Genomic DNA, 25,240 nt, shown 5'->3' with positions numbered 1-25,240 from the left:
TTCAACCGGCGGCGCGTCCTTGCCCGAAAGACGCCGGAAACGATCCGTCGACCATGTCGGGAGGTAGAGCGAGACGACCCTTTGCATCACAGGCTTCCACTTCAAATTCGGCACTTTCGCCGCCGCGACATCGCAAAAGTTCCAGAGACCAGCGCGGCCTGCCCACCCCCGGCACCGGCAAGGGGGATGAGGGCCGGACGGAGATGCGCCAGCGGGTCACCGCCGCCGTCGGCTCGCCGAACAGCGCCGCATCGGCGGCGCGACGGAAACGGCGGATGGCGATGCCGGTCACACCGGAGGTTTCCGCTGCCAGTTGCAGCCGCCGTGAGGCGTTCATCGGCAGTTTCGCCACCTCACCCATCACCGCGCCGAAGCCGTTGCAGCGAAGGCCTTCCTCGAAACAGTCGAGCACGCCTTTTTCATCGCGGCATTCAACGATGATGACCCGGTTCTGCGACAGGCCCGCCTGCGTCAGCCCCGGCATGAACAGATCCCGGCGGGTGACACACCATAAAACCTTGCCGGAAAGCCTTGCTGCCACACCGGCCGCAAAAAGGGCGGCCGCCGCGCCATCGGCAGCGCCATTGCCGCCGCCGCTCACCTCATGCAGGCAACCGAGCTTCAGCCCGCCTCCCGGCAGGTGATGGTCGATGGCATCCACGCCGAAAGGCAAGGTCTCGTGCAGGCGATGAGGCCCGTTACCGATCCTTTCCAGCCTTTCACGCAGCTCTTCGACAACGAGCAACTGTTCCGCGCGCTTTTGCATGGCATGACAGGTTTCAATTCCGGATTTTCAATTCTATTGTTCCTGTTTTGTTCTTATTTCAGCAAAGAGTCAAGCAATGCAGTGCCACTCTTCAACAGTTTGCGCGGGAGGAGCGGGATTATGGCCTTGCGGCCATGCGTGCCGCCGCTAAAACGGAATTGTCCGGCCGGCCGTCTGTTTTCGCATGAAGACGACCGAGGCAGGACCTCAAGGTTTTTGGAGGAAAGCCGCCCATGATCGCCAGCATTCTGATTGCCGTCGTTGCGGCCATCCACATCTACATCGTCATTCTGGAAATGCTGCTGTGGGAAAAGCCCGCTGGCCGCAAAGCCTTCGGCCTTTCTGCGGATTTTGCCCGGCAGACGAAAGTGCTGGCCGCCAATCAGGGCCTTTATAACGGGTTTCTGGCGGCGGGGCTGATCTATGGGCTGATGCAGGGCGATGAAGGGCTGAGTTTCAAGGTGTTCTTCCTCGCCTGCGTTCTGGTGGCCGGTATTTTCGGCGCCATGACAGCCAATATGAAGATCCTGTTCATTCAGGCATTGCCGGCATTGTTCGCGCTCGGCCTCCTCTGGATCGGAGTATGAACCGATGAGCACATGGAACGACACGTCCGCAAGAGACGCTCTCAACCGCATATTCATGGCCGCCGTCGCGAGCGCCGATCCCGCAAAGGTGCTGCAACACCATCTTCCTTTCCCGCCCAAGGGCAGATGTGTAGTGGTGGGCGCCGGCAAGGCTTCGGCCGCCATGGCCGCAGCGCTTGAAGCGGCATGGCCGCATGTCGATCTCTCCGGTGTGGTGGTGACGCGTTACGGCCATGCCGTCCCGACCACACGCATTGAGATCATCGAGGCCTCGCATCCGGTGCCCGACGATAAAAGCGCGGAAGCGGCAAAACGCATTCTTGCCGCCGTTGAGGGGCTGACGGCGGACGACATGGTGATCGCGCTGATTTCCGGCGGCGGTTCGGCGCTGATGGTGGCGCCTGCCGAAGGCATGACGCTTGCCGACAAGATGGCCGTCAATCGTGCCCTTTTGGCCAGCGGTGCGACGATTTCCGAAATGAACGCGGTGCGCAAACATCTCTCCCGCATCAAGGGCGGGCGGCTGGCGCTGGCCGCCAGGCCGGCCAAGGTTGTTTCGCTGCTGATTTCGGATGTGCCGGGTGACGACCCGTCCGAAATCGCCTCCGGCCCGACGGTTGCAGATCCGAGCGATATTGAAACCGTGCGGGAAATCGTCTCCCGTTATGCGCTCGATCTTCCCGAAACGGTGCGCAGGGTGCTGGAAAAGGGTGAGGAAACACCGAAAGCGGGTGATATTGAAGAGGATATCCGGCTGATCGCAGCCCCCTCGCTCGCCCTGCAGGCGGCGGCGGATGAGGCCTTAAAGCTCGGGCTTACGCCGCTTATCCTCGGGGATTCGCTGGAAGGCGAGTCAAAAGATGTCGGCGCTGTCATGGCCGGTATCGCTCTTTCCGCCAGCCGCAAGGGCCTGCCGGTCAAGGGCCCGGCCGTACTGCTTTCCGGCGGCGAAACCACAGTGACGATCGGCAAGGGGCCGGCCGGCAAGGGTGGTCGCAATACGGAGTTCCTGCTGAGCCTTGCGCTGACGCTGAAGGGCGCAGACGGCATATGGGCCATTGCCGGCGATAGCGACGGCATAGACGGCGTGGAGGATGCGGCGGGTGCGATGGTGACGCCGGATACGCTTGTCCGCATACGCAATGCCGGCGTCGATCCGCGCCAGTCACTCGTGAACCATGATAGCTACACGGCTTTCAATGCAGCCGGAGACCTTGTCGTGACGGGGCCGACGCTGACGAATGTAAACGATATCAGGGCGATCCTGATCGGGTGAAAGGTGGGACCTTCTTCGCGGGGAGAGGGCGGTACGGCGACCTCAAGGCGCCTTGATCGCCTTCTGCGTCCGATCCTTGCCGACCTCGATCACATGGCGCATGGCTTTCACGGCGGCATCGGCATCCCGTGCCGCAATGGCGTGCACGATGCGCAGGTGATTGGAGGCAATCTCCGCGATGGTGCCGGGCGAGGCTGCGGGGGATGAAAGCTGGAAAGAAATGGCCAGTGCTGCTTCGATGAGCCCGCTTGCCGAACGCATGAAGGGGTTGCCGGACATATGCGCAACGGCAAGGTGAAATTCGAGATCGACCTTGGCGATGGTCTCCGGCGTATGTTTCGGATTGTCGAATTTGGCGGCGATCACGTAAAGGGAAACAATATCGTCATTCGAGGCCTGCAGTGCCGCAGCGGCGGCCGCGGCCGGTTCGAGAGCGAGGCGGATTTCCGCCAGATGCGTGACGAATTCCTCATCTATCCCGGCCTCGCAGCGCCAGCCCAGCACGTCGGGATCAAAGAAGTTCCAGCTGGAACGGTCGAGAACGCGGGTGCCGACCTTGGCCTTGGGTTCGACGAGGCGCTTCGCCGCCAGCGTCTTCATGGTTTCGCGCAGCACGGTGCGCGAAACGCCGAAACGCAGTGACAGTTCGGCATCATTGGGCAAGAGCGAACCTTCCGCTATTCTGCCTGAAACGATGGCGCTGCCGAGTTCGGAGACCACATGGGCGTGGCTGTTCCGGCGTTTTCGTCCGCTTATCGTTGTTTCGAGCAGCCCCAAGCAAGCCTCCGTTTGCAATTATGCCGGATGCGGTCCGGCCAGTCTCCTGTTTGAATACCAGATGATTGCGCGCTGCAACACGATGAAGACGAAAAGCAGCACGCCGATGACGATTTTCGTCCACCAGGAAGAAAGCGTTCCGTCAAAAACGATATAGGTCTGGATCAGCCCCTGGATCAGCAGGCCGATGAAGGTGCCCGCCACCAGCCCCGTGCCGCCAGTTAGCAACGTCCCGCCGATCACGACCGCTGCGATGGCGTCGAGTTCAACGCCGACCGTCGCCAGCGAATAGCCTGACGAGGTATAGAGCGTATAGACGATGCCGGCGAGGCCGGAGAGAAAGCCGGAAAGCGCATAGATGCCGATGGTCGCCGCCCCGATCGGCACGCCCATCAACTCGGCCGATTGCGGGTTGCCGCCAAGCGCATAGACATTGGCCCCGAAGCGGGTGCGGCTGGCGATCAGCATGCCGGCGGCAAAGACGAGAAGCATCAGCATGGCGAGCGCCGTCAGCCTGCCGCCACCGGGGAAGCGGTAATAAAAGCCCTGTATCGCATCGATGAAGGGATGCGAGATCGGCACGGACTGGGTGGAGATGAGGTAAGCCGCGCCGCGTGCCAGAAACATGCCCGCCAGCGTTACCACGAAGGGCGGGATGGCGAGGAAGCGGATCATCGCCCCCATCAGGCAGCCGAACAATGTCGAGACAACCAGCACGATGGCGAAGGCGAGCAGCGGGTGGATATTATAGGTGCCGACCATCACCGCCACGAAGACGCTGGTAAAGGCGATGACCGAACCGATGGAAAGATCGATGCCGCCCGACAGGATGACGAAGGTCATGCCGACAGCCGCAATGCCGAGAAAGGCATTGTCGGTCAGAAGATTGCCGATCACCCGTGTCGACAGGATCGCCGGATATTGCAGCACGCAGAGAAGATAGGCGATGACGAAGATCGTCAGCGTGGTGAGGAAGGGCAGGTTGCGGCTGTGGATCATCGCGCGGTTCCTTCCTTGGTCATGCCATTGGTGGCCGCCGGTTTGGCGTGTGGCTTCGGCGTTTTCACGAAGCCAAGCACCGTCATTATTGCCGGCGATTGCAGCGTCAGCACCACCATGATGATGCCGGCCTTGATGATGAGGTTGAATTCCGGCGGAAAGCCCGAGACGAGAATGCCGGTATTGATGGTCTGGATGATGAGCGCGCCAATCAGCGAGGCGGTGATGGAGAAGCGCCCGCCATTCAGCGACGTGCCGCCGATGACCACCGCCAATATGGCGTCCAGCTCCAGCCACAGCCCGGCATTGTTGGCATCCGCGCCGCGAATATCGGCGGTCACGATCATGCCGGCGATGGCCGCGCAGAGGCCAGAAACCGCATAAACGAAAAACAGCAGGAAGCGGGCCCGCACGCCGGCCAAGGCTGCGGCGCGGCGATTGATGCCGGTGGCCTCGATGAGGAAACCGAGCGCGCTCTTGCGTACCAGAAGGCCGATCAGCAGTGCGGCCGCCACCCAGATGATGACGGGCAGCGGAATGCCTGCGAACGAGCCGGAGCCGATGGCGGAAAAGCTGTCATTGTTGAAGGTGAGAATGACACCCTCGGTGATGAGCTGGGCGATGCCGCGTCCCGCCACCATCAGGATCAGCGTGGCGATGATCGGCTGTATATCGAGCAGAGCGACCAGCACGCCGTTCCAGAGGCCGCAGGCAATGCCCACCGCAAGCGAGATGACGATGACCGAGGGAATGGAATGGCCATTGCTGATGAGCGTGGCTGCGACCGCGCCGCAGATGGCGATGACGGCGCCGATGGACAGATCGATGCCCTTGGTGGCGATGACCAGCGTCATGCCGATGGTCAAAAGCGCAACCGGTGCGGCGCGCACGAGAATATCCACCAGACTGCCATAGAGCCTGCCGTTCTGGAACGAGACATGCAGGAAACCCGGCGAAACGATTGTAATCGCTGCCAGAATGACGAACAGCGCGATAAGCTGCGGAGCAAGCCTTTTCAGGCGTCGTGTCACTGCTGCCATCATGCCGCCTCCGTTTTTGCCGCATCGGCAATCGCCCGCATGATGTTGTCGGCGGTCACGTCGCCGGCCTTCAACTCGCTGACATGGCGACGATCCGAAAGTACGACGACACGATGGGCGACGGCGGTAAGCTCTTCCAGTTCGGAGGAGATGACGACGAGCGACATGCCTTCGCTGCAGAGTTTTTCGATCATTTTCAGGATTTCCGCATGCGCGCCTATATCGATGCCGCGTGTCGGCTCGTCGAGGATCAGCAGCCGGGGGTGGGTGGCGAGCCAGCGCGCCAGAATGGCCTTCTGCTGATTGCCGCCGGACAGGAATTTGATCGGCCGCTCAGGGTCGGCCGGGCGGATATCGAGCGACTTGATGAAGCTTTCGGCAAGCTCAGCCTTCTGCCGGCGCGAGAGCGGCCGTGCCCAGCCCTGCCGGGCCTGAAGCGCCAGGGCGATATTATCGGTAACGGAAAAGTCGCCGATGATGCCATCCGTCTTGCGCTCTTCCGGACAGAAACCGAAACCGGCGGTAATGGCGGCTTCCGGCGAAGAAATCGCCACCGTCTGGCCGTCGATGACAGCCTTTCCGGTATCCGGCCGGTCGATGCCGAACAGCAGGAAGGCTGTTTCCGTCCGGCCAGAACCGAGCAGCCCGGCGACGCCGACGATTTCTCCCGGCCGGATGCCGAGATCGAAGGGCGCGATGCTGCCGCGTTTGCCATAACCTTCGAAACGGATCGGCGGCTCGCCCTCGGCAACCGTATCTTCGGTGGCCTGATGGTCATGGGTAATGTGCTGAAGCTCGCGACCGAGCATCATCGAGATCAGTTCGGAACGGGGCAGGCTGCCGATATCGCGGGTGCCGACAAGGCGACCGTTGCGCAGGACCGTCACTCGGTCGGCTATGTCATAGACCTGATTGAGGAAGTGGGTGATGATGACGATGCCGATGCCGCGCGCGCGCAGGTTTCTCAAGACGCCGAACAGCATCTCGACTTCATGGGCATCAAGGCTGGCTGTCGGCTCGTCCAGCACCAGCACCTTGCCGGAAAGATCGACGGCGCGGGCAATGGCGATGATCTGCCGGATGGCGACGGAATAGCTGGAAAGCAGCGCGTTGACGTCAATGGAAAGCCCGTATTGGGCAAGCAGGGCCTGCGAATTCTTCTGCATCGTGCTGCGGTCGATCAGTCCGAAGCGGCGCGGCTGGCGGCCAAGAAACAGGTTTTCGGCCACCGTCAGGTTTTCGAGAAGGTTCACTTCCTGATAGACCGTGCCGATGCCAAGCGCCTGCGCTTCACCCACATTGGCGGGCGAAATCTCTGCGCCTTGCAGAAAGATGGAACCGCTGTCGCGGTGATAAACGCCGGTCAGGATCTTGATCAGCGTCGATTTGCCCGCGCCGTTTTCGCCGAGCAATGCGTGGATTTCACCGCGCCGGAGCGAGAAATCGACATTGTCCAGCGCCGTGATCCCGAGAAAGGATTTGCCGATGACGCGTGCTTCCAGAAGAGAGGCGGTTTCGGGCATGAGTTAATTCCGTATGGATATGGGTCTGGCGCCTAAAAGCGTAGAGTGATCCCAGATGGAGTGAGCGGATGCCGCCTGTTTCTTCTCCCCGTCGGGGAGAAGGTGGGCCGAAGGGTCGGATGAGGGGGTAACGTTGCCGGATTTCGGAGAGCTTGCCCCCTCATCCCGCTGCCGCGGACTTCTCCCCGGCGGGGAGAAGAAGCAAGCCTCATCCGCTCACTTCATATGCGATCGTTCTGCAGCCTGGGCGGAAACGGCGCAGCACCTGCGCCGTTTCCCCGAAGAAATGGCTCAGTAACCCAGGCCCTTCTTCGCCTCGTAGACCTTCATCGGATCATCGGATGCCGTATAAAGCTTGGATTCCGTCTGGATCCACTTCGGCGGTTCCTTCTTGTCCTTCAGATAGGCTTCGAGCGCGTCAAAGGCCGGGCCGGCCATGTCGGGTGTCAGTTCCACCGTCGCATTGGCCTCGCCATCCGCCATGGCCTTGAAGATGTCTGGCACGGCGTCGATGGACACGATCTTGATGTCGGTTCCGGGTTTCAGACCGGCTTCCTTGATCGCCTGGATCGCGCCGACGGCCATGTCGTCATTGTGAGCGTAGACCGCACAGATATCCTTGCCGCCGCCTTCAGCCTTGATGAAGCTTTCCATCACTTCCTTGCCCTTGGTGCGGGTGAAGTCACCCGTCTGCGAGCGCGCGATCTTGATGTTCTTGTGCGAGGCAATCGCCTCTTCGAAGCCCTTTTTACGGTTGATGGCGGGCGAAGAGCCGGTCGTGCCCTGCAATTCCACGACTTTGCAGTCCTTGGAGCCGACATCCTTGACCAGCCAGTCACCGGCAACCTTGCCTTCGTGCACCTGATCGGAGGTTACGGCGGTCAGGTAAAGATCATCCGGCGCTTCGATCTGGCGGTCGAGCAGGATGACGGGGATTTTCTCTTCCTTGGCTTCCTTCAGCACCGCATCCCAGCCGGTGGCGACCACAGGCGCGATCAGGATCGCATCGACGCCCTGCGCGATGAAGCCGCGAACGGCCTTGATCTGGTTTTCCTGCTTCTGCTGAGCGTCGGCGAATTTCAGCGTGACGCCGCGCTTTTCGGCCTGCTGTTTGGTGACAGTGGTTTCGGCTGCACGCCAGCCGGATTCCGAACCGATCTGCGAGAAGCCGACGGTGAGCGATTGCGCGGAAACACTGGATGCAAGGCATGCGGATACGGCGACAGTGAATGCCGCAAGAGCTTTTCTCATCTTATCCTCCCAGAGATGATGTCAGCGTGACGGCGACACTATGAGCATATAGTAATACTCTTGAAAAGTGATTTTTTAGCCATTTCATAATTAGAGAAATGCCGATTTTGCCGATATTTATCATAAAATATGATGAATCAACGGCTTATGTGCCAATTTTCTACTGACTTCCGATGCCGAAATGCACCCGAAATGTACGGCCTCCCAGCTTGACAGCCCATGGTGACGTCAAATAGTAATATAAATAAGAAAGTCAGCTTGTGAGGGGATGTCAGGCCAGCGGCCGGTCGCAACCCGGAAAAGCAGGGAGGAAGAGACCGTTGAGAAGTGCCGGTATGGTGGTAAGCACCGAAAAATATTCGGCTAAAGCCGAAGAACGGCCCCGATCCACTCGTCTGCGCCGGCTCTGTCGGTTATGCGTGATCTCCGAAAGCTGATTCCATTTTCCTTGCGCACAACATAAGCTTGTCGCATTTCGTAATATTTTACCGTTGGCCACTTCCGGCTGGAGACCTGCATAATGACCAAATCCGACAATCTGCCTGCAACCCAAGGCAAGCTTCGTTCGCGCGCGTGGTTCGACAACCCCGCCAATGCGGATATGACCGCGCTTTATCTCGAGCGTTACATGAACTTCGGTCTCAGCCAGGCCGAGCTTCAGTCCGATCGCCCGATCATCGGCATTGCGCAGACCGGCTCGGATCTTTCGCCCTGCAACCGCCACCATCTGGAGCTGGCGAACCGCCTGCGTGAAGGCATTCGTGAAGCCGGCGGCATCGCGATTGAATTTCCGGTCCATCCGATCCAGGAAACTGGCAAGCGCCCGACCGCCGGTCTCGACCGTAACCTTGCTTACCTCGGCCTCGTGGAAGTGCTTTATGGCTATCCGCTCGACGGCGTTGTTCTGACCATCGGCTGTGACAAGACCACGCCTGCCTGTCTTATGGCGGCGGCCACCGTCAACATTCCGGCCATTGCCCTTTCCGTTGGCCCCATGCTGAACGGCTGGTTCCGTGGCGAACGCACCGGTTCCGGCACCATCGTCTGGAAGGCGCGCGAACTGCTGGCGAAGGGCGAGATCGATTACCAGGGCTTCGTCAAGCTCGTCGCCTCGTCGGCTCCCTCCACCGGTTATTGCAACACCATGGGCACGGCAACGACCATGAACTCGCTTGCCGAAGCGCTCGGCATGCAGCTTCCGGGCTCCGCCGCCATTCCGGCGCCTTACCGCGACCGTCAGGAAGTCTCCTACCTCACCGGCCTGCGCATCGTCGAAATGGTCAAGGAAGATCTGAAGCCTTCCGATATCATGACCAAGGACGCCTTCATCAACGCCATCCGCGTCAATTCGGCCATCGGCGGCTCCACGAATGCGCCGATCCATCTGAACGGCCTTGCCCGCCATGTCGGCGTCGAGCTGACCGTGGATGACTGGCAGACCTATGGCGAAGACGTGCCGCTGCTCGTCAACCTGCAGCCGGCCGGTGAATATCTCGGCGAGGATTATTACCATGCCGGTGGCGTTCCCGCTGTCGTCAATCAGCTGATGACCCAGGGACTGATCATGGAAGACGCCATGACCGTTAACGGCAAGACCATCGGCGAAAACTGCCGTGGCGCCATCATCGAGGACGAGAAGGTCATCCGCCCCTATGAGCAGCCGCTCAAGGAGCGCGCCGGCTTCCGTGTTCTGCGCGGCAACCTGTTCTCCTCCGCCATCATGAAGACCAGCGTGATCTCGGAAGAGTTCCGCAACCGTTACCTCTCCAATCCGAACGACCCGGAAGCCTTCGAAGGCCGCGCCGTGGTGTTTGACGGTCCGGAGGACTACCATCACCGTATCGACGATCCGTCGCTGAAGATCGACGCCAACACCATCCTCTTCATGCGTGGCGCCGGTCCGATCGGTTATCCGGGTGCGGCGGAAGTGGTGAACATGCGCGCACCGGATTATCTCTTGAAGGAAGGCGTCAATTCGCTGCCCTGCATCGGTGACGGCCGCCAGTCCGGCACGTCGGGCAGCCCGTCCATCCTCAATGCATCTCCGGAAGCAGCAGCCGGCGGCGGTCTTGCCATCCTGCAGACGGGCGACCGCGTCCGCATCGATGTGGGTCGCGGCAAGGCGGATATTCTGATTTCCGGTGAGGAATTGGCCAAGCGTTATGAGGCGCTTTCCGCCGAGGGCGGTTACAAGTTCCCCGATCACCAGACACCATGGCAGGAAATCCAGCGCGGCATCGTCAGCCAGATGGAAACCGGCGCGGTTCTGGAACCGGCCGTGAAGTATCAGCGCATTGCCCAGACCAAGGGCCTGCCGCGCGACAACCACTGACGCGGAGTTAGCCGCCTTACGCCTTTCGCATCAGCCTCGGGTTATGCCCGGGGCTGAAACGTCCTGGGTAAATTCACCTGCTTACGAGATGTCGTCGTTGGCTGATTGGTTGCTGGGCTTTGGATAGGGCGCGAGGGTTGCCAGACATTTCTTCTCCCTGCCGGGGAGAAGGTGGCCCGAAGGGCCGGATGAGGGGGAACCCTCTCCGAATATCTCTGGCGTCGCCGCCTCATCCCGCTGCCGCGACCTTCTCCCCGACGGGGAGAAGAAACAAGCAGCCACGTTTCGCTCCAGAGCTTGCTGTCAAGCTGCACAAGAGCGGACAAGGCGCGGGGGCATGCTTTCAGAAATTCAGATCACCGGGTAAAGCGACCAGAAGAACAGTTCATATTCCTGATCGCGGTCGTCGTCATGCGACTCGTCGTCGGGTCTGCGTGGTGTTTTGTCCTGAAACTCGGTCTCCACCCGCTCATTGACGACGGGCATCCTTCGGCCGATGCCAAAGAGGTCAAAGGAGAGCATGTTGAACCCTGCTACCATGGCCGTTTCCCTTCTTCACGCGAGTTAACGTAGCGTTAAGTTTCGCGCGTTGCCACGATTTCGTCAAGATTGGCCGGGGAATTTGTCTACCATTTTTAACAACAATGACGTGATCGGCGTTCCGCCGGTGCCGGATTTCGCGCAATGATCGTTTATCGGAGCGATTACAGAGCACCCTTGGAGGCTTCAGAATAGCTTTTTTCGGCCGCTTCCAGTGCGGAATCGGTGTCTGTTGCATGGCCGAGGCTTTTCAGCGCGCTGGAAACGGCGGCGATATTGGCTTTTACCGCATCCGGATTGGCGCGCCTGCCGGTATGGTTGAGCCTTATCAGCCTTTCCGCCCCGGGGCCGACTCCGCCGGAAATATCGGCGCCCTGTTGTCTGGAGGCGGCCGAGAGAAACGCCCCGGCCTCGACGGTATCCGGCAATATTGCGGTGGAAACCAGCGCGGAAGCATGTGTCTCTTCCACCCATGTCGTTATGCCAAGTGCCTTGATGCCGGCGCGCGCGGCGGCTGCCGCCCGCTTATGGCGTTGATTGGCGGATGCGAGACCTTCCACTTCGATCCTGTCCAGCGCCGCCTCAAGGGCGAAGAATTCCAGTGGGGCCGGCGTTCCGGGAAGCGCGCCGCGGCCGGTGTCTAGCCAGAGTTTCTTCTGGTCGAGAAGCGAGAGCATGGAGTTTTCCGGCGCTGCGCCATGGGACAGAAGCTCCCACGCCTTTGGGCTGACCGAGATGGCTGAGACCCCGGCTGGCCCCGCCAGCGCCTTTTGCGGGCCGATGACTGCGATATCAATGCCCAGCCGGTCCGCCTCGAAGGCATGGCCGCCAATGGAAGCGACGGCATCGACCACCGTGACGATACCCCTGTCTTTGGCGAGTGCTGCAATGGCGGGCAGGGGATTGAGAATGCCACTCGCCGATTCCGCATGGACGATGGCGAGAAGATTAAAGCCGGTTCCATCGTCCAGCGCCCGCTCGACCTCCTGAAGAGAGATCGGTTTGGCGGGGCTGGCGGTGAGATTGCGGACGGTCGCTCCACCTCGTTCCAGCCAGCCGCCGAACCATGCGCCATAGGGGCTGGTGACGATATTGAGCGCCCTCAGACCCGGCCGCGCGAGGCTGGCGGCGGTGGCCTCGAGTGCCAGCACCGCTTCCGCCTGTATCAGAAGCACGTCGTTCCGCGTGCCCATCAGGGCTGCCAGCCGGTCGGCAAGGACGGCGTAACGGTCTGCGGGAAAGGCGGGAGGGTCGAGAAGCAATGCATAATCCGGGGCGGGCATATCGTCTTATCCTTGGGTGGTGGTGGTGAGCCGCGGCGCAGCCTCGATCAGGGTTCGGGCAGTCGAGGATTGCGGTGCGGAAACGATGTTTGCGGTCCTGCCTATCTCGACGATCCGTCCTGCCTCCATGATGGCGACGCGATGGCAGACGGCGCGGATGACCGAAAGATCGTGTGAAACGAAGATGCAGGCAACGGCCGTCTCGCGCTGTATTTCCACCAGCAGTTCAAGGATTTGCCGGCGGACCGAAACATCCAGTGCCGAAACCGCTTCGTCCAGAATGAGAAGCGACGGCTTGAGCGCAATCGCCCGTGCAATCGCCACGCGCTGCCTCTGGCCGCCGGAAAGCTCGAAAACGGATCGGCCGGCATGGCTGGCGGGCAGGCCGACACGGTCAAGAAGGCGGCGGATTTCCGCCGGTCGCTGCCGTCTGTCGACGATGCGGTGGATACGCAGCGGCTCGCCTATGGCGTCCTCGACGCTGGCGCGCGGGTTGAACGCGCCATGCGTATCCTGAAACACCATCTGCATCTGTCGCCGGGCGGCGCGCAATTCGCTGCCATCGAGCGCCAGCCAGTCGCGGTTTTCAAAGCTGACGGTGCCTTCGTCGGCGGGGATCAACCGCATCAGGATGCGTGCCAGCGTCGATTTTCCGCAGCCGGAGGGGCCGGCAAGCCCCAGCGTCTCGCCGGGCTGAAGCGAAAAGGAGATATCGGAGAGCGCCGCAACCGTGCGTCCGCCGGTCCGGTAGGTTTTCGAGAGGTCTTCGACGCTGAGCAGGGCGTCATTCATGACACGGCCTCATTGATGAGAGGCGGTGTTGAGAGATCGAGATAATCGGAGAGCAGTGCGCGCGTATAGTCATGCGCAGGCGAAGACAGCACCCGCCGGGTCGCGCCATGTTCCACCAGCCGTCCCGCGCGCAGAACCGCGATCTCGTCGGCAAGGCTGGAGGCGAGGCCGATATCATGGGTGATGAAGATCAGCGTTCTTTCTTCCTCGCGGACCAGACCGTCCAGCAGCGCGGCAATGGCCGCCTGGCTTACCGTGTCGAGTGCGCTCGTCGCTTCATCGGCGATCAGGATTGCGGGATGCGCGGCAATGGCGGCGGCAATTGCCACGCGCTGTCTCTGCCCGCCGGAAAGCTGATGCGGATAGGCGGTCAGAAGATGGGAGGGATGCGGTAGCCGCACCCGCTCCAGAAGGTCGCGGGCAAGATCCCGTGCTTGACGCCATGAAAGGCCGAGATGTCGCACCGCGCCTTCGGCCACCTGTTCGCCGATGGTGAGAACCGGGTTCAGCGTTGCGCCGGTATCCTGAAAAATAGTGCCGATATCACGTCCCGGCATGGGCCTGTCGGTGAAAATACCGCTGTCGCGGCTCCAGGAAATATCGCCGGAAACCCGTGCGTTCACAGGCAGAAGCCCGGCAATGGCCCTGGCGAGCGTCGATTTGCCCGAACCGCTTTCGCCGATGATCGCCAGCCTCTGACCCTGCCGGATCGTCAGCGAAATATCCTGCAGCGCCGGTGCATCGCCCGCCGCATAACGGACGTTGAGATCGTCGATCCGGCAGAGTGCATTGCCGCTCATGGCGCTTCTTTCCTTGTCGCCATCGCCCTGTTGATGCCTTCCGCGAGAAGATAGACGCCGATGACGATAACCAGAAGGCCGATGCCGGGGATGATGGAGAGAAACGCCGCCGAGCGCAGGACGTTGCGTCCTTCGGCGATCATCGAACCCCAGGTGACGATATTCGGATCGCCGAGACCGAGGAAGGACAGCGCCGCTTCCGTGAGGATGGCGGCAGCGACGATGATGGCGGCGAGCGCCAGAACCGGCGGGAGGGCATTGGGCAGGATTTGTCGAAACGCGATCTCCAGCGGATGCATGCCGATGGCGCGGGCGGACTGCACATAATCGCGCTCGCGGATGCTCAGGACCTGCGCCCGCATCAGCCGTGCCGGATCCGCCCAGGCGCCAAGCGCAATCGCAAGGATGACGATAGGCATGGAGGGGCCGATGGTGCTGACAAAGGCGAGCGCGAGGAGGAAGTTCGGCACTATCTGGAAGGCGTCGGTAAGGCGCATCAGGGCTTCATCGACAAGCCCGCCCGCAAATCCCGCGATGGTACCGATGACAGTGCCAATCAGGAGGGCGGCGGCTGCAGCGCCGATGCCAACGAGCAGGGAAGCCTGTGCGCCGTGGGCAAGCCCGGCCAGCACATTGCGGCCCAGCCGGTCGGTGCCGAGCGGCAGGGCAGCGTCCGTGAAGGGCGCAACGAGCGGCTCGCCGACGATCGACAGCGGGTCGCCGGGAAACAGGAGGGGAGCGGCAAGCGCCGTCACCGCAAGCAGCGCCAGAATGACGACGCCCGCCAAACCCTCGAAACTGCGCAGGAGCCGGAGAGCGAAACTCATGCCTGTTGCTCCCCGCTGCCGATGCGCGGATCGAGAACGGCATAAAGAATATCGACGGCGAGATTGACAAGGATAACGAAGACGGCGCTCGTCAGAATGATGCCCATCAACAGCGGCGTGTCGCGGCCGCTGACGGCTTCCTGTGCAAGGCGGCCGAAACCGGGAATGGCAAACACGCTCTCGATCACCACGCTGCCGCCCAGCATGGTGGCGGCTTGCAGGCCGAGCGCGGTGATGAGCGGAAGGGCAGCGTTGCGGGCGACATGGCGCAGCACGATCCGGCGTCTCGAAAGCCCCTTGGCTCTGGCGAACAGCACGAAATCCAGTGGCCAGACCGCCGCCATGGCCGTGCGCATGACACGCAGGAAAAGCGCCAGATAGATCAGCCCGAGACTGGCGACCGGCAGGACGAGATGGCGCGCAATATCGAGCGCCCTTGCCATGCCCTGTTTTCCGGACGCGATGGTTTCGATGCCGGATGTCGGCAGCCACCTCAGTTGCACGGCAAAGACGATGGCGAGCACGAGGCCGAGCCAGAAGCCCGGCGTGGCGTAAAGCGCCAGTGACAGCGCGGAAAGCACACGGTCGGTCAACCCGCCCGGACGCGCGCCCGCCACGATGCCGAGCGCTGTGCCGGTGATGAAAGCGAGCGCGGTGGCGCTGCCCATCAGCAGCAGCGTGTTCGGCAGGCGCTCGAGGATCAGCCCCAGCACCGGCCGGTCGAAGGCGAGCGACCAGCCGAGATCCAGCCGCAGCACAGAACTGGCATAGAGCCAGAAACGGGCCAGCACCGAACCGTTCAGCCCATATTGTTCGCGCAGAGCATCCCGCAGCCCGGCATCGCCGCCGCCTATGGAGACGAGATAGGCATCGACCGCGTCGCCGGATGCGTTTTCAAGCAGGACGAAGGTGAAGATGAGAACGATCAGCAGCACCGGAATGGCGCTGACCGCCCTTCGCCGCAGCAATGTTGCCGCGCGTCTCACGTCGCTTCCTCAGGCATCGACCGCGGTATCGGCCCAGTTGGAAACGGCCCAGCGGGGATTGCTGGCGACATTCTTGACCGTATCGCGCGCCACCGTGATGAAACCCCATTCCGCGACGTTGATCAGCGGCAGGTCGGCGACGACCTGTTTCTGGAAATCCTTGTAGAGCTCGGTGCGGGCCGCGGTGTCCACGGTCACCGCCGCCTTATCGATCAGCGTGTCCAGTTCCTTATTCTCGTAACCGCCCTGATTGGAGAAGCCGACGCCGGCGGGAATGCCGGAGCGCACCAGAATGGTGGTCGAGATTGCAGGATCGCCACGGAAGACCGGCGGCGCGACGGCAAGATCGAAGGCGTGATCGGTGTAGACGGCTTTCTGGTGTGCGGCAGAATCATTGTTGACCAGCTCGGCATCGATGCCGATTTCCTGAAGCGCCTGACGAAGGTAGGAGCCGAACTGCTTGGTTTCATTGAAGTAGGGTGCGGGCAAAAGCTTCAGCGAAAAACGCTTTCCGTCCGGTCCGCGTGCATAACCCGCCTCGTCAAGCAGGGCGTTTGCCTTGGCGGTGTCGAAATCATAGGTCTCGACATCGTCGGTGTAAAATTCCGGTGCGTTTTTCGGCACCGGGCCGGTGGACGCCGTGGCGTAACCGAGGAAGACCTTGTCGATGACGAATTTCCGGTCGATGGCATGGGCGATGGCCTTTCTCACCTTGAGATCGGCCAGCTCCTTGCGACGATGGTTGATTTCGACAACGAGCTGATAGGTCAGCGCCTCGTAACCATCGGCGATCACCTTGATGCCCGGCACCTTGGCGATGCGGGCAAGGTCGGCAAGCGGCACGGCGGAAAAGGCGGCGAGCTGGATTTCTTCCGCCTCAAGTGCGGAGGCGGCACCCGCGCGGTCGGGCAGCACGCGATAGATGATTTCGTCGAGCTGCGGCGCAGCCTTGCCCCAATAATTCGGGTTGCGGGTCAGGCGGTAATATTCGCCGGGCTTATATTCCGTAAAAATGAAGGGCCCGGTGCCGACAGGTTTGGTATTGGCAGGGTTGGTGGCGATATCGGTGCCTTCATAAAGATGTTTCGGGACGACGCTGGTGACAACCGGCAGCGCATTGCGGATGAGCTGGAAGGGCGTGGGCTTGGAGAAACGGAAGATGGCCGTGTGGTCATCAGGCGTTTCCACCTTTTCCAGATTGGCAAAGACCAGCCGGCCGAGGTTTTGCAGCGGTTTCCAGACGGAGAGCGCCGAAAAGGCCACATCCGCCGAGGTGAAGGGTTTGCCGTCATGCCAGGTCACGCCTTCACGCAGCTTGAAAGTGGCGCTGAGACCGTCATCCGACCCCTGCCATTCCGTCGCAAGCCGCGGCTCCAGCCCGTCCTTGCCGGTGAAGGAGGCTTCCGCCAGCGGCTCGACGATCTTGCTGGCGATATAAAAAACGCCGTTGGAAGCGACGATGGCCGGGTTGAGGTTCTTAGGCTCGGAATCGGCCGCGACGATCAGCCGCCCGGCCGGTGCCGCCTGCTGTGCTGCGGCAATGCCGGCAAGTCCCGTGGTTGCGGCAAGAAGGAGCGACGACTTGAGAAGCGAACGACGGGACAAATGGACAGGCGACATGAATTCACTCCGGAATGAGGGCGGGGCGGGCCTTTCCGCGGGGCCGCGGCCTGCCCGATCTTAAGACTGTAACCTCGGCAGTGTCCACGTTAATTCGCGGGCTTTACAGCAATGATTTTACGTTGCGTGAGCGTTTGCGGAAACAATATGCCTCAGAGCGGCAGTCCGCTTTTCTCCCCCTGTGGAGACGATAGGCTGATGCGGCTCAAAAACTTGATTTAACGCAATAAAATTATGGGTTTGGGATGCTGCCTGCCGAGTGCTCCGCGCCGTGTTGCGTCTGCGGCGGAGGTGAAAATCTGCCTCGGTGACCCCGTTTGGAAAGGGGTAATTAACCTTTATTTTCTATTTCAGGGAGACCGAAATATGTACGTTTATGATGAGTGTGCACGCTGCCATGAGTTTCTCCCGATCCAGATTCCAGAATTCGTCCAATAGCGTAGGGGAGGGGAGCGACAAGGCTCGTCATGCCGGTGGCCAGGCTGCCGGTCAGCAGGCGGCGGCGATGAAGGCGGGCGTTACACCGCGTCCGAATGCCGATGTCAGTGCTGCCGACGCCATCGAGGGCCGTGCTGAGATGCCGGGCTGGCAGAATGCTTTCGTGCTCGGCCCGAATGTCCGTTTTACCCGCACGCCAGAGAGCGCCTTTAGCCGGCGCATGCCGGTCGAGACGCCGAATATTCCGGAAGACGAGGCGTCCGCTGCCGTTCTGCCCGAATCTGAGGTGGCGGCGCAGCCGGAAGCCGTCGTGCAGCAGGAGAATGCGCCGCAGCCGGTCGTGAAATCGCCGGAGCGGCGTCTTCCGCCGCCGCGCATGCCCTTTCTGCCGCAGCCGCCCGATGCGCGTGGCGCCAGGGCGCTGACCTACAAATTGCGACTGGAACTTGCCCGCAAACAGGCGGAAGAGGCCGCCGCCGCGGCCCAGATGCCGCCGCAGGCCGAGGCTGTCGCGGTCGTTGAAATGCCGGTGATGGCTTCGCTCGCTCAGGCGCTGCCCGCCGCACCGCTTGTCGATGCCGGGCAGGCGGCTGCGCCGCAGGCTTCCATCCCCGCTTTTGCCGCTCACCTGCCGGATGAGCTTTTCTGGGAAGTCATGACGCTCGACCTGCCTGATGACGCCGGCGAGGGTGTTTCCGCATCCACGCGCGCTGTTCTTGCAGGGCAGGTACGGGTAAATCCCGTGCTGACAGCGCCGGTGGTTACGGCACCGGTCGTCACCGCCGCAACGGCTCCCATTCGGCTTTCGGCCGAGCCTCCCATCGTCAGAGTGCCGGGCGGATCGGCAATCAGGCTTTATCGCGAAATCGGCGTGCGTCAGTCCGTGGTCCCGGCCCCGGTTCAGATTGCCGAACTGGAGAACGCACCGCAGCCGCAGCCGGTCGTGGAAGCGGCAATGGTCATCGAGCCGCAAAAGACTGTGGAGCAGGCCCAGCCGGTGGAGAGAATCGCGGCCGAGCCACGTTTCACGCCCCGCGCGCCCATCCAGGCCTCGCAGCCCATGTTCCGGGAAGCGCCGGTCTTTGCGGATGGCGAATATGAATATCCCTCCATCGACCTCCTGCAGCAGGCCCGTGTGCAGCAGACCACCACCATGACCCCGGAAGCGCTGGAGCAGAGCGCCGGGCTTCTCGAAAGCGTGCTGGAGGATTTTGGCATCAAGGGCGAGATCATCGATGTCCGCCCCGGCCCCGTCGTGACGCTTTACGAATTCGAGCCCGCACCCGGTGTGAAGTCCTCGCGTGTCATCGGCCTGTCCGACGATATCGCCCGTTCCATGTCGGCGCTTTCGGCGCGTGTCGCCGTCGTGCCCGGCCGCAATGTCATCGGCATCGAGCTGCCCAACCCGGTGCGCGAGACGGTCTATCTGCGCGAGTTGGTCGAAGCGACGGATTATAGTGAAACCCGCCAGAAGCTCGCGCTTTGCCTCGGCAAGACCATCGGCGGCGAGCCTGTCATCGCAGAACTCGCGAAGATGCCGCATCTGCTCGTTGCCGGCACCACCGGCTCGGGCAAGTCGGTCGCCATCAACACCATGATCCTGTCGCTGCTTTACCGGTTGAAGCCGGAGGAATGCCGCCTGATCATGGTTGATCCGAAGATGCTCGAGCTTTCGGTCTATGACGGTATTCCGCATCTTCTGACGCCTGTCGTCACCGATCCGAAAAAGGCGGTCATGGCGCTGAAATGGGCCGTGCGCGAAATGGAAGACCGCTATCGCAAGATGTCGCGTCTCGGCGTTCGTAATATCGACGGTTACAATGCAAGGGCTGCCGCCGCCCGCGCCAAGGGCGAGACGGTGTTCTGCAATGTGCAGACCGGTTTTGACCGCGCCACCGGCGAGGCGGTCTATGAGCAGGAGGAAATGGACCTCACGGCCATGCCCTACATCGTCGTCATCGTCGATGAGATGGCCGACCTGATGATGGTCGCCGGCAAGGAGATCGAAGGTGCGATCCAGCGTCTCGCGCAGATGGCGCGCGCCGCCGGCATCCACCTCATCATGGCGACCCAGCGTCCGTCCGTCGATGTCATTACCGGCACGATCAAGGCCAATTTCCCCACCCGCATCTCCTTCCAGGTGACGTCGAAGATCGACAGCCGCACCATTCTCGGCGAACAGGGTGCGGAGCACCTGCTCGGCCAGGGCGACATGCTGCACATGATGGGCGGCGGCCGCATTGCCCGTGTCCACGGCCCCTTCGTTTCGGACGAGGAAGTGGAAAAGGTCGTGGCGCATCTGAAAACGCAAGGGCGTCCGGAATATCTCGGCACCGTCACGGAAGATGCAGACGAGGCCGACGAAGAGGCGGAAGAGGAAACGGCGGTCTTCGACAAGACCTCGATGGGTGACGACGACAGCGACGATCTCTACGAAAAGGCCGTGAAAGTCGTCATGCGCGACAAGAAGTGCTCGACCTCCTATATCCAGCGCCGCCTGTCCGTGGGCTATAACCGCGCCGCCTCGCTGGTGGAGCGCATGGAGCAGGAAGGCATTGTCGGTCCTGCCAACCATGTCGGCAAACGCGCCATCATCGCTGGCGAGCGCGATTCCTACGATACCATGGGCGCGGACGACTGATCGTCGCGTGGATTTCTACAGTGAAGACCTCCGATGCAGGTCCTTCACCTCGTGATGCCGGGTTTGACCCGGCATCCAGCCACGGCGCGTCCGCGCCGTGAATTGATTCTCTTCCGATCAAGAATTTGATCGCGCCGGATTCCGGCTCGGAATGACAGAAGCGAGGACATGTCGCGTCCTGTGATTTATGAGCGCTTCAGGCACGATATTCGATTGCAAAAACGTGCCCCATGAATAGCGTGTGCGGCATGGATTCTGGAATCGGGAGGGTTCCCCGCATGTCGCATGACAATCAAAACGTCACCGTTCTGGCCAGGCTGGATGAGCTGGAGCGCTTTTGCCGCGCCGTTTTTCTGGCCGTCGGCACGGATGACGAAACGGCCGATGCGGCGACCCGCGCCATGATGCACGGCACGCGGCTTGGCGTGGACAGCCACGGCGTTCGTCTGCTTGCCCACTACATCACGGCTCTTGAAGGCGGGCGTCTCAATCCTCGGCCGCAGATCAGCCGTGTGTCCGGCTTCGGAGCGGTGGAAACGATCGATGCCGATCATGCCCATGGCGCGCGCGCTACCTATGCGGCCATGGATAACGCCATGGCGCTTGCGGAGAAATTCGGCATCGGCGCGGTGGCGATCAGGAATTCCTCGCATTTCGGCCCGGCCGGGGCTTATGCGCTGGAGGCGGCGCGGCACGGTTATATCGGTCTTGCCTTCTGCAATTCCGACAGTTTTGTGCGCCTGCATGATGGCGCGATGCGTTTCCACGGCACCAACCCTATTGCCGTCGGCGTGCCGGCTGTCGATGACATGCCCTGGCTTCTGGACATGGCGACAAGTGCCGTGCCCTATAACCGCGTCCTGCTTTATCGCAGCCTCGGACAGCAATTGCCTGACGGTGTCGCCTCGGATGGCAACGGGGTCGATACGCGTGACCCCAATGCCGCTGAAATGCTTGCTCCGGTCGGTGGCGAGTTCGGCTTCAAGGGGGCCGCGCTGGCGGGAATGGTGGAGATTTTCAGCGCGGTTCTTACCGGCATGAAGCTCAGCTTCGATATCGCCCCCATGCCCGGGCCTGATTTTTCCACGCCGCGCGGGCTTGGGGCCTTCGTTCTGGCGCTAAAACCGGAAGCCTTTCTCGAACGCTCGGTGTTCGATGAAGGCATGACACGTTATCTCGAAGTGCTGCGGGGTTCGCCCGTTCGCGAGGATTGCAAGGTCATGGCGCCGGGCGACAGGGAATGGGCCGTGGCGGCAAGGCGGGAGAGCGAAGGGGCGCCTGTCGATCCCGTCACCCGTCAGGCGTTTTCCGAGCTTGCGGCAAAATTCTCGATCAGCCCGCCCGCCTATCAATAAAGCGGTCGGCCGCGGGGCGGCTGCTTGCAGGCGTCATCGCACCGTCAGGCGGGGCGAAGCATCATGTTGGGACGTGAATAGGGGGCGGTTGCCAGGCTCAACCTTTCGGCAACGACAGGGCGTCCGAGATAATAGCCCTGCGCATAATCGATTTCCATCTGGCGTATCAGCCTCAACTGTTCTTCCGTCTCCACGCCTTCGATCAGGATCTTGTGACCGCGATTGCGGATGAGGCGGATCATGTCCTGCAACATCGCCCGGCCGCGCGGCGTCTTGCTGTCATGCAGGAAGGAGCGGTCGATCTTGACGGTGTCGAAATCCGTCATGCGCAGCCAGGAAAGTCCGGCGAAACCGGTTCCGAAATCGTCGAGCCATATATTGATGCCGAGCGTCTTCAGGTCGTTGAGGCAGCGCAGCACATCCGAATGCATTTCCATGTCCACGCCTTCGGTAATTTCGAAGGCAAGCCTGTTGCCGGCAATTCCCGCCTCGACGAGGATTGCCGCGACCGAGGTGGCAAAGCCGGGGTTCTTCAACTGCATCGGCGACACGTTGACGCTGACCACCGCCACCCTGTCATCGGCGAGAATCTGCTTGCAGACGGTCTTGATGGTCCAGAGGCCCAGCTCCATGATCGTGCCGGTGCGCTCGGCAATGGGAATGAAAATACTTGGCGAGACAAAGCTGCCATCGAGCAACCGCAGCCGCATCAGCGCCTCGGCTCCCACCGTTTCGTTGGTCGATACGTTGAGGATCGGCTGGTAGACGAGGGAAACAAGGTCTTCCGCCACGGCGATTTTCAGCAGTGCCGCGATGTTCTCCGTCTCGTCGCTGGTCTGCGGATCGTCCGGGTCGAACAGTTTCATGCAATTGCGGCCGTTGCCCTTGGCGATATATAGCGCCCGGTCTGCCTCGTTGATGATCTTCTCGAGCTTGCCGTCCGGATTGGGGCGGGTGAAGGACGCTCCAATGCTGACGGTGACGATGAAGGTGCCGTCCCGGCGCTGGTCATGCGCAAGCGACAGGTCTTCCACGGTGTGGCGGATAGTTTCGGCAAGCTCGCCCACCTGCTGCTTGGACCTGAACGGCGCCAGCACGATGAACTCCTCGCCACCATAACGGCCGATGGAGGCGCCATGGCCGATGATGGCGTCCTGCAGGGCGTTGCCCACGGTCACCAGACACCGGTCGCCTTCCTGGTGGCCATAACGGTCATTGTATTTCTTGAAGAAGTCGACATCGATGAGGAGAACGGCAAAACCTTCCTCCTTCTTGCTCCAATTGTCCCACAACAGGCGCAGATGATGATCGATGGCCCGGCGGTTCTGCAGTCCGGTCAGGGAATCGGTGTTTGAAAGCCGCAGCAGCGCCTGTCCCCGCTCTTCCGCCGCCTTCTGCTGGGCCTTGGCCTCCAGCGCGTTGAGAAACACGTGGTACCGTTCCCGGTTCAGGTTCCAGTTCACGTAGGAGGTGAAGACGAAGCAGGATATGTAGAAGGTGCCGAAAGCGAGCTTGTAGAAGATGTCTTCCGGAAATTGCGTCACGGCCAGGAAATAGGTGACGAGAATGATAGCCGAAGACACGAGCGAAAGATGGAAGCGGAAGGTGAAAAACAGATTGGCGCCCATCATGAAGATCGCCCCGAAAACCATGTAATAGGACATGTTTTCGAGATTGTCGGTCAGGAGTGAAGGGACCAGCCAGCCAATATATCCCATGACGAGGGCGGTGGCGCAGGTAAGGTCGAGCGCTGCGGTGCTCGCGCCGATGCGCAGCTGTATTTCCAGCGTCAGCAGGGAGGACAGGACCACGAGCAAGCGTGCGACGATGGTGTAAAAAGCAACGTCAGGTATCAGAATGATGTCGGTAACGGCAAACAGAAGATAGATAAAAACAGCCGTCCACAGGCCCTGTCTGATCGAACCGCGGCGACTGCGCTCACCTTCCTGCTGGTAAAGGGCAAGAAGTTCATCAGAAAACCGGGAGTCCGGCTGCCGATAGTCTTGCTGTCCATTCACCTCTCCCGATGTGTGCTTCATGCACTTTCCCATAGTGTTGCGTATACTTTATCAAGTAACTGCTTATTCCACTTTTCCGTGTGCTGTAGCACCCGGTGCGGGTTCCTGCCGATCTCTCCCAATGCGTGCGGAAAACATAGAAAGGAAGAACGCATCATACGTTCGCAACATTAAGTTTCGCTAAACTGCGTATCCACTTTCTCCTCCGCCCCTAAGTGTGACCAAAAAAATACGCTAATCTACTAATCTATCCCTACACCGCTCAAAAATCGAAAGCGAGTGGCCTTCCGTCTCCCAGAAACGTATAGTTAACAATGTGTTAATACTGGAGGCTGAAGTGGTGCGGGTAAAGAAGAAAAATCTTGACGGGGCAAGTCTGATCACCCCGGATACTGTCGCAAAAGAGATTTTTGCACGCAGGACGGAAAATTTCGATGAGCAGTTCGCAGTTGCGAAAGCAGAAATCGCGCTCATTCTCGAATTGGCACAGCAGCAGTTCGACAATGGTGTTTCAGCACGTGAGATAATACATCGAACGGCCGGCGCGCTGCATGGCCTGCGCGAAAAGCTCCACTCCAGCGTGTGGGCAGAACTGATTCCGCTGGTACAGAATCACGCGGTGTCGGACTATTTTCTCGAGGATCCCTTCACACGCTGGTCGTTCGAAAAGCCGAGAGGTTATTCGGGTGATGCCCAGCTTCTCGACTTCATCTACGGTCACGACAGCGTTGCCGATCTGGTGAAGAAAGCCACGCCGCTGGGCGCTGCCCTTTATGACTATACCAGGGACGCCAGTTCCTCGGTTGCCGTGCGCGAGCGGCGGGATCTGCTGACGCGCTTCGTGGACGAGACTGCGGCCCGGCATGGCGAGGAAACGGAAATCCTCACCATTGCGTCGGGACATCTGCGCGAGGCGGATGCATCCGTTGCATTGAAAGAGGGCAGGATAAAGCGCTGGGTGGCGCTCGATCAGGACCCCTTGAGCGTCGGCTCCGTCGCGCGTGATTTCAATGGCAGCCGCATCGAGGCGATCGACGGCTCCGTGCGCGACATCGTCCTGCGCACGCAGGAACTGGGCACGTTCGATCTGGTCTATGCCGCCGGTCTCTATGATTATCTGAACGACAGGGTGGCGATCAAGCTCACCCGGCGCTGCATGGAGATGCTCAAACCCGGCGGAATGTTCCTCTTCGCCAATTTCTCCGAGGATATCGTTGTCGACGGCTATATGGAAACCTTCATGAACTGGGCGCTGCTCCTTCGCTCGAAGGCTGATATGTGGCGCATCGTCAATGCCAGCGCCGATCCCTCGAGCATCGAGGCGGATGTGTTCTTCGGCGAAAATCACAATATCGTCTATGCGACGATGCGTAAGAAGGGCTGAATCAT

The 25,240-nt window shown here is 60.9% G+C and carries 20 protein-coding genes; 6 read left to right on the top strand and 14 right to left on the bottom strand.

Features of this window, described 5'->3' with window-relative positions; genetic code table 11:
- Nucleotide 1: 1 nt before the first annotated feature.
- Nucleotides 2–766, bottom strand: a complete 765-nt coding sequence (locus FY152_15470) for a damage-inducible protein (GenBank protein ID UXS33572.1) — start codon at nt 764–766, stop codon at nt 2–4.
- A 233-nt stretch (nt 767–999) separates the two neighbouring features.
- Here FY152_15470 and FY152_15465 point away from each other — a divergent pair, with 233 nt between their 5' ends.
- Both FY152_15465 and FY152_15460 read left to right on the top strand, forming a co-directional pair.
- On the top strand, nt 1,000–1,353 hold the full coding sequence (locus FY152_15465) for a DUF1304 family protein (protein UXS33571.1): 354 nt from the start codon (nt 1,000–1,002) through the stop codon (nt 1,351–1,353).
- Between the two features lie 4 nt (nt 1,354–1,357).
- Nucleotides 1,358–2,629 carry a glycerate kinase gene (locus FY152_15460; protein UXS33570.1) on the top strand — a complete coding sequence of 424 codons (1,272 nt, stop codon included), beginning with the start codon at nt 1,358–1,360 and terminating at the stop codon, nt 2,627–2,629.
- 42 nt (nt 2,630–2,671) lie between these two features.
- On the opposite strand, the gene FY152_15455 is transcribed toward FY152_15460, so the two are convergent.
- The 5 genes from FY152_15455 to FY152_15435 all read right to left on the bottom strand — a co-directional run bounded on the left by FY152_15455 (nt 2,672) and on the right by FY152_15435 (nt 8,219).
- Entirely contained in the window at nt 2,672–3,406 is a 735-nt protein-coding gene (locus FY152_15455) for a FadR family transcriptional regulator (GenBank protein ID UXS33569.1), read from the bottom strand.
- 18 nt (nt 3,407–3,424) lie between these two features.
- Nucleotides 3,425–4,405, bottom strand: coding sequence for a sugar ABC transporter permease YjfF (gene yjfF / locus FY152_15450; protein UXS33568.1), 981 nt, complete (start codon nt 4,403–4,405; stop codon nt 3,425–3,427).
- Nucleotides 4,402–5,445: an ABC transporter permease gene (locus tag FY152_15445; protein ID UXS33567.1), complete on the bottom strand. Its 1,044-nt coding sequence runs from the start codon at nt 5,443–5,445 to the stop codon at nt 4,402–4,404. The genes yjfF and FY152_15445 overlap by 4 nt, the downstream gene beginning before the upstream one ends.
- A complete protein-coding gene (locus FY152_15440; GenBank protein ID UXS33566.1) occupies nt 5,445–6,968 on the bottom strand; it encodes a sugar ABC transporter ATP-binding protein in 1,524 nt (507 codons plus the stop codon). The genes FY152_15445 and FY152_15440 overlap by 1 nt, the downstream gene beginning before the upstream one ends.
- A gap of 291 nt (nt 6,969–7,259) precedes the next feature.
- The gene (locus tag FY152_15435) at nt 7,260–8,219 is read right to left on the bottom strand and encodes an ABC transporter substrate-binding protein (GenBank protein UXS33565.1); all 960 of its coding nucleotides are present in this window, start codon (nt 8,217–8,219) and stop codon (nt 7,260–7,262) included.
- A 520-nt stretch (nt 8,220–8,739) separates the two neighbouring features.
- Here FY152_15435 and FY152_15430 point away from each other — a divergent pair.
- Nucleotides 8,740–10,551, top strand: coding sequence for a dihydroxy-acid dehydratase family protein (locus FY152_15430; protein UXS33564.1), 1,812 nt, complete (start codon nt 8,740–8,742; stop codon nt 10,549–10,551).
- 351 nt (nt 10,552–10,902) lie between these two features.
- Here FY152_15430 and FY152_15425 read toward each other — a convergent pair whose 3' ends face one another.
- The 7 genes from FY152_15425 to FY152_15395 form a co-directional block, all read right to left on the bottom strand.
- Complete coding sequence (locus tag FY152_15425) at nt 10,903–11,091, bottom strand: hypothetical protein (GenBank protein ID UXS33563.1); 189 nt, start codon at nt 11,089–11,091, stop codon at nt 10,903–10,905.
- A 164-nt stretch (nt 11,092–11,255) separates the two neighbouring features.
- Nucleotides 11,256–12,374 carry an alanine--glyoxylate aminotransferase family protein gene (locus FY152_15420; GenBank protein ID UXS33562.1) on the bottom strand — a complete coding sequence of 373 codons (1,119 nt, stop codon included), beginning with the start codon at nt 12,372–12,374 and terminating at the stop codon, nt 11,256–11,258.
- Nucleotides 12,375–12,380: 6 nt separating this feature from the next.
- Entirely contained in the window at nt 12,381–13,166 is a 786-nt protein-coding gene (locus FY152_15415; protein UXS33561.1) for an ABC transporter ATP-binding protein, read from the bottom strand.
- Entirely contained in the window at nt 13,163–13,966 is an 804-nt protein-coding gene (locus FY152_15410; GenBank protein UXS33560.1) for an ABC transporter ATP-binding protein, read from the bottom strand. The genes FY152_15415 and FY152_15410 overlap by 4 nt, the downstream gene beginning before the upstream one ends.
- Nucleotides 13,963–14,793 carry an ABC transporter permease gene (locus FY152_15405; protein UXS33559.1) on the bottom strand — a complete coding sequence of 277 codons (831 nt, stop codon included), beginning with the start codon at nt 14,791–14,793 and terminating at the stop codon, nt 13,963–13,965. The genes FY152_15410 and FY152_15405 overlap by 4 nt, the downstream gene beginning before the upstream one ends.
- Complete coding sequence (locus tag FY152_15400; GenBank protein UXS33558.1) at nt 14,790–15,779, bottom strand: ABC transporter permease; 990 nt, start codon at nt 15,777–15,779, stop codon at nt 14,790–14,792. Before FY152_15400 ends, FY152_15405 begins: the two co-directional genes overlap by 4 nt.
- A gap of 9 nt (nt 15,780–15,788) precedes the next feature.
- On the bottom strand, nt 15,789–17,399 hold the full coding sequence (locus FY152_15395; protein UXS33557.1) for an ABC transporter substrate-binding protein: 1,611 nt from the start codon (nt 17,397–17,399) through the stop codon (nt 15,789–15,791).
- 376 nt (nt 17,400–17,775) lie between these two features.
- Between FY152_15395 and FY152_15390 the strand changes: the two genes are divergently transcribed.
- Together FY152_15390 and FY152_15385 are read left to right on the top strand one after the other, a co-directional pair.
- Nucleotides 17,776–20,478, top strand: a complete 2,703-nt coding sequence (locus tag FY152_15390) for a DNA translocase FtsK (GenBank protein ID UXS33556.1) — start codon at nt 17,776–17,778, stop codon at nt 20,476–20,478.
- Nucleotides 20,479–20,756: 278 nt separating this feature from the next.
- Complete coding sequence (locus FY152_15385; protein UXS33555.1) at nt 20,757–21,833, top strand: Ldh family oxidoreductase; 1,077 nt, start codon at nt 20,757–20,759, stop codon at nt 21,831–21,833.
- A gap of 44 nt (nt 21,834–21,877) precedes the next feature.
- Here FY152_15385 and FY152_15380 read toward each other — a convergent pair whose 3' ends face one another.
- Entirely contained in the window at nt 21,878–23,872 is a 1,995-nt protein-coding gene (locus FY152_15380; protein ID UXS33554.1) for an EAL domain-containing protein, read from the bottom strand.
- A gap of 316 nt (nt 23,873–24,188) precedes the next feature.
- Between FY152_15380 and FY152_15375 the strand changes: the two genes are divergently transcribed.
- Complete coding sequence (locus FY152_15375; GenBank protein ID UXS33553.1) at nt 24,189–25,235, top strand: class I SAM-dependent methyltransferase; 1,047 nt, start codon at nt 24,189–24,191, stop codon at nt 25,233–25,235.
- Nucleotides 25,236–25,240: the final 5 nt, after the last annotated feature.

Source organism: Agrobacterium tumefaciens (assembly GCA_025560025.1).
GTDB lineage: Bacteria > Pseudomonadota > Alphaproteobacteria > Rhizobiales > Rhizobiaceae > Agrobacterium.
The sequence above is the reverse complement of the archived record's forward strand: the minus strand, read 5'-3'. Positions and strand labels throughout refer to the sequence as shown.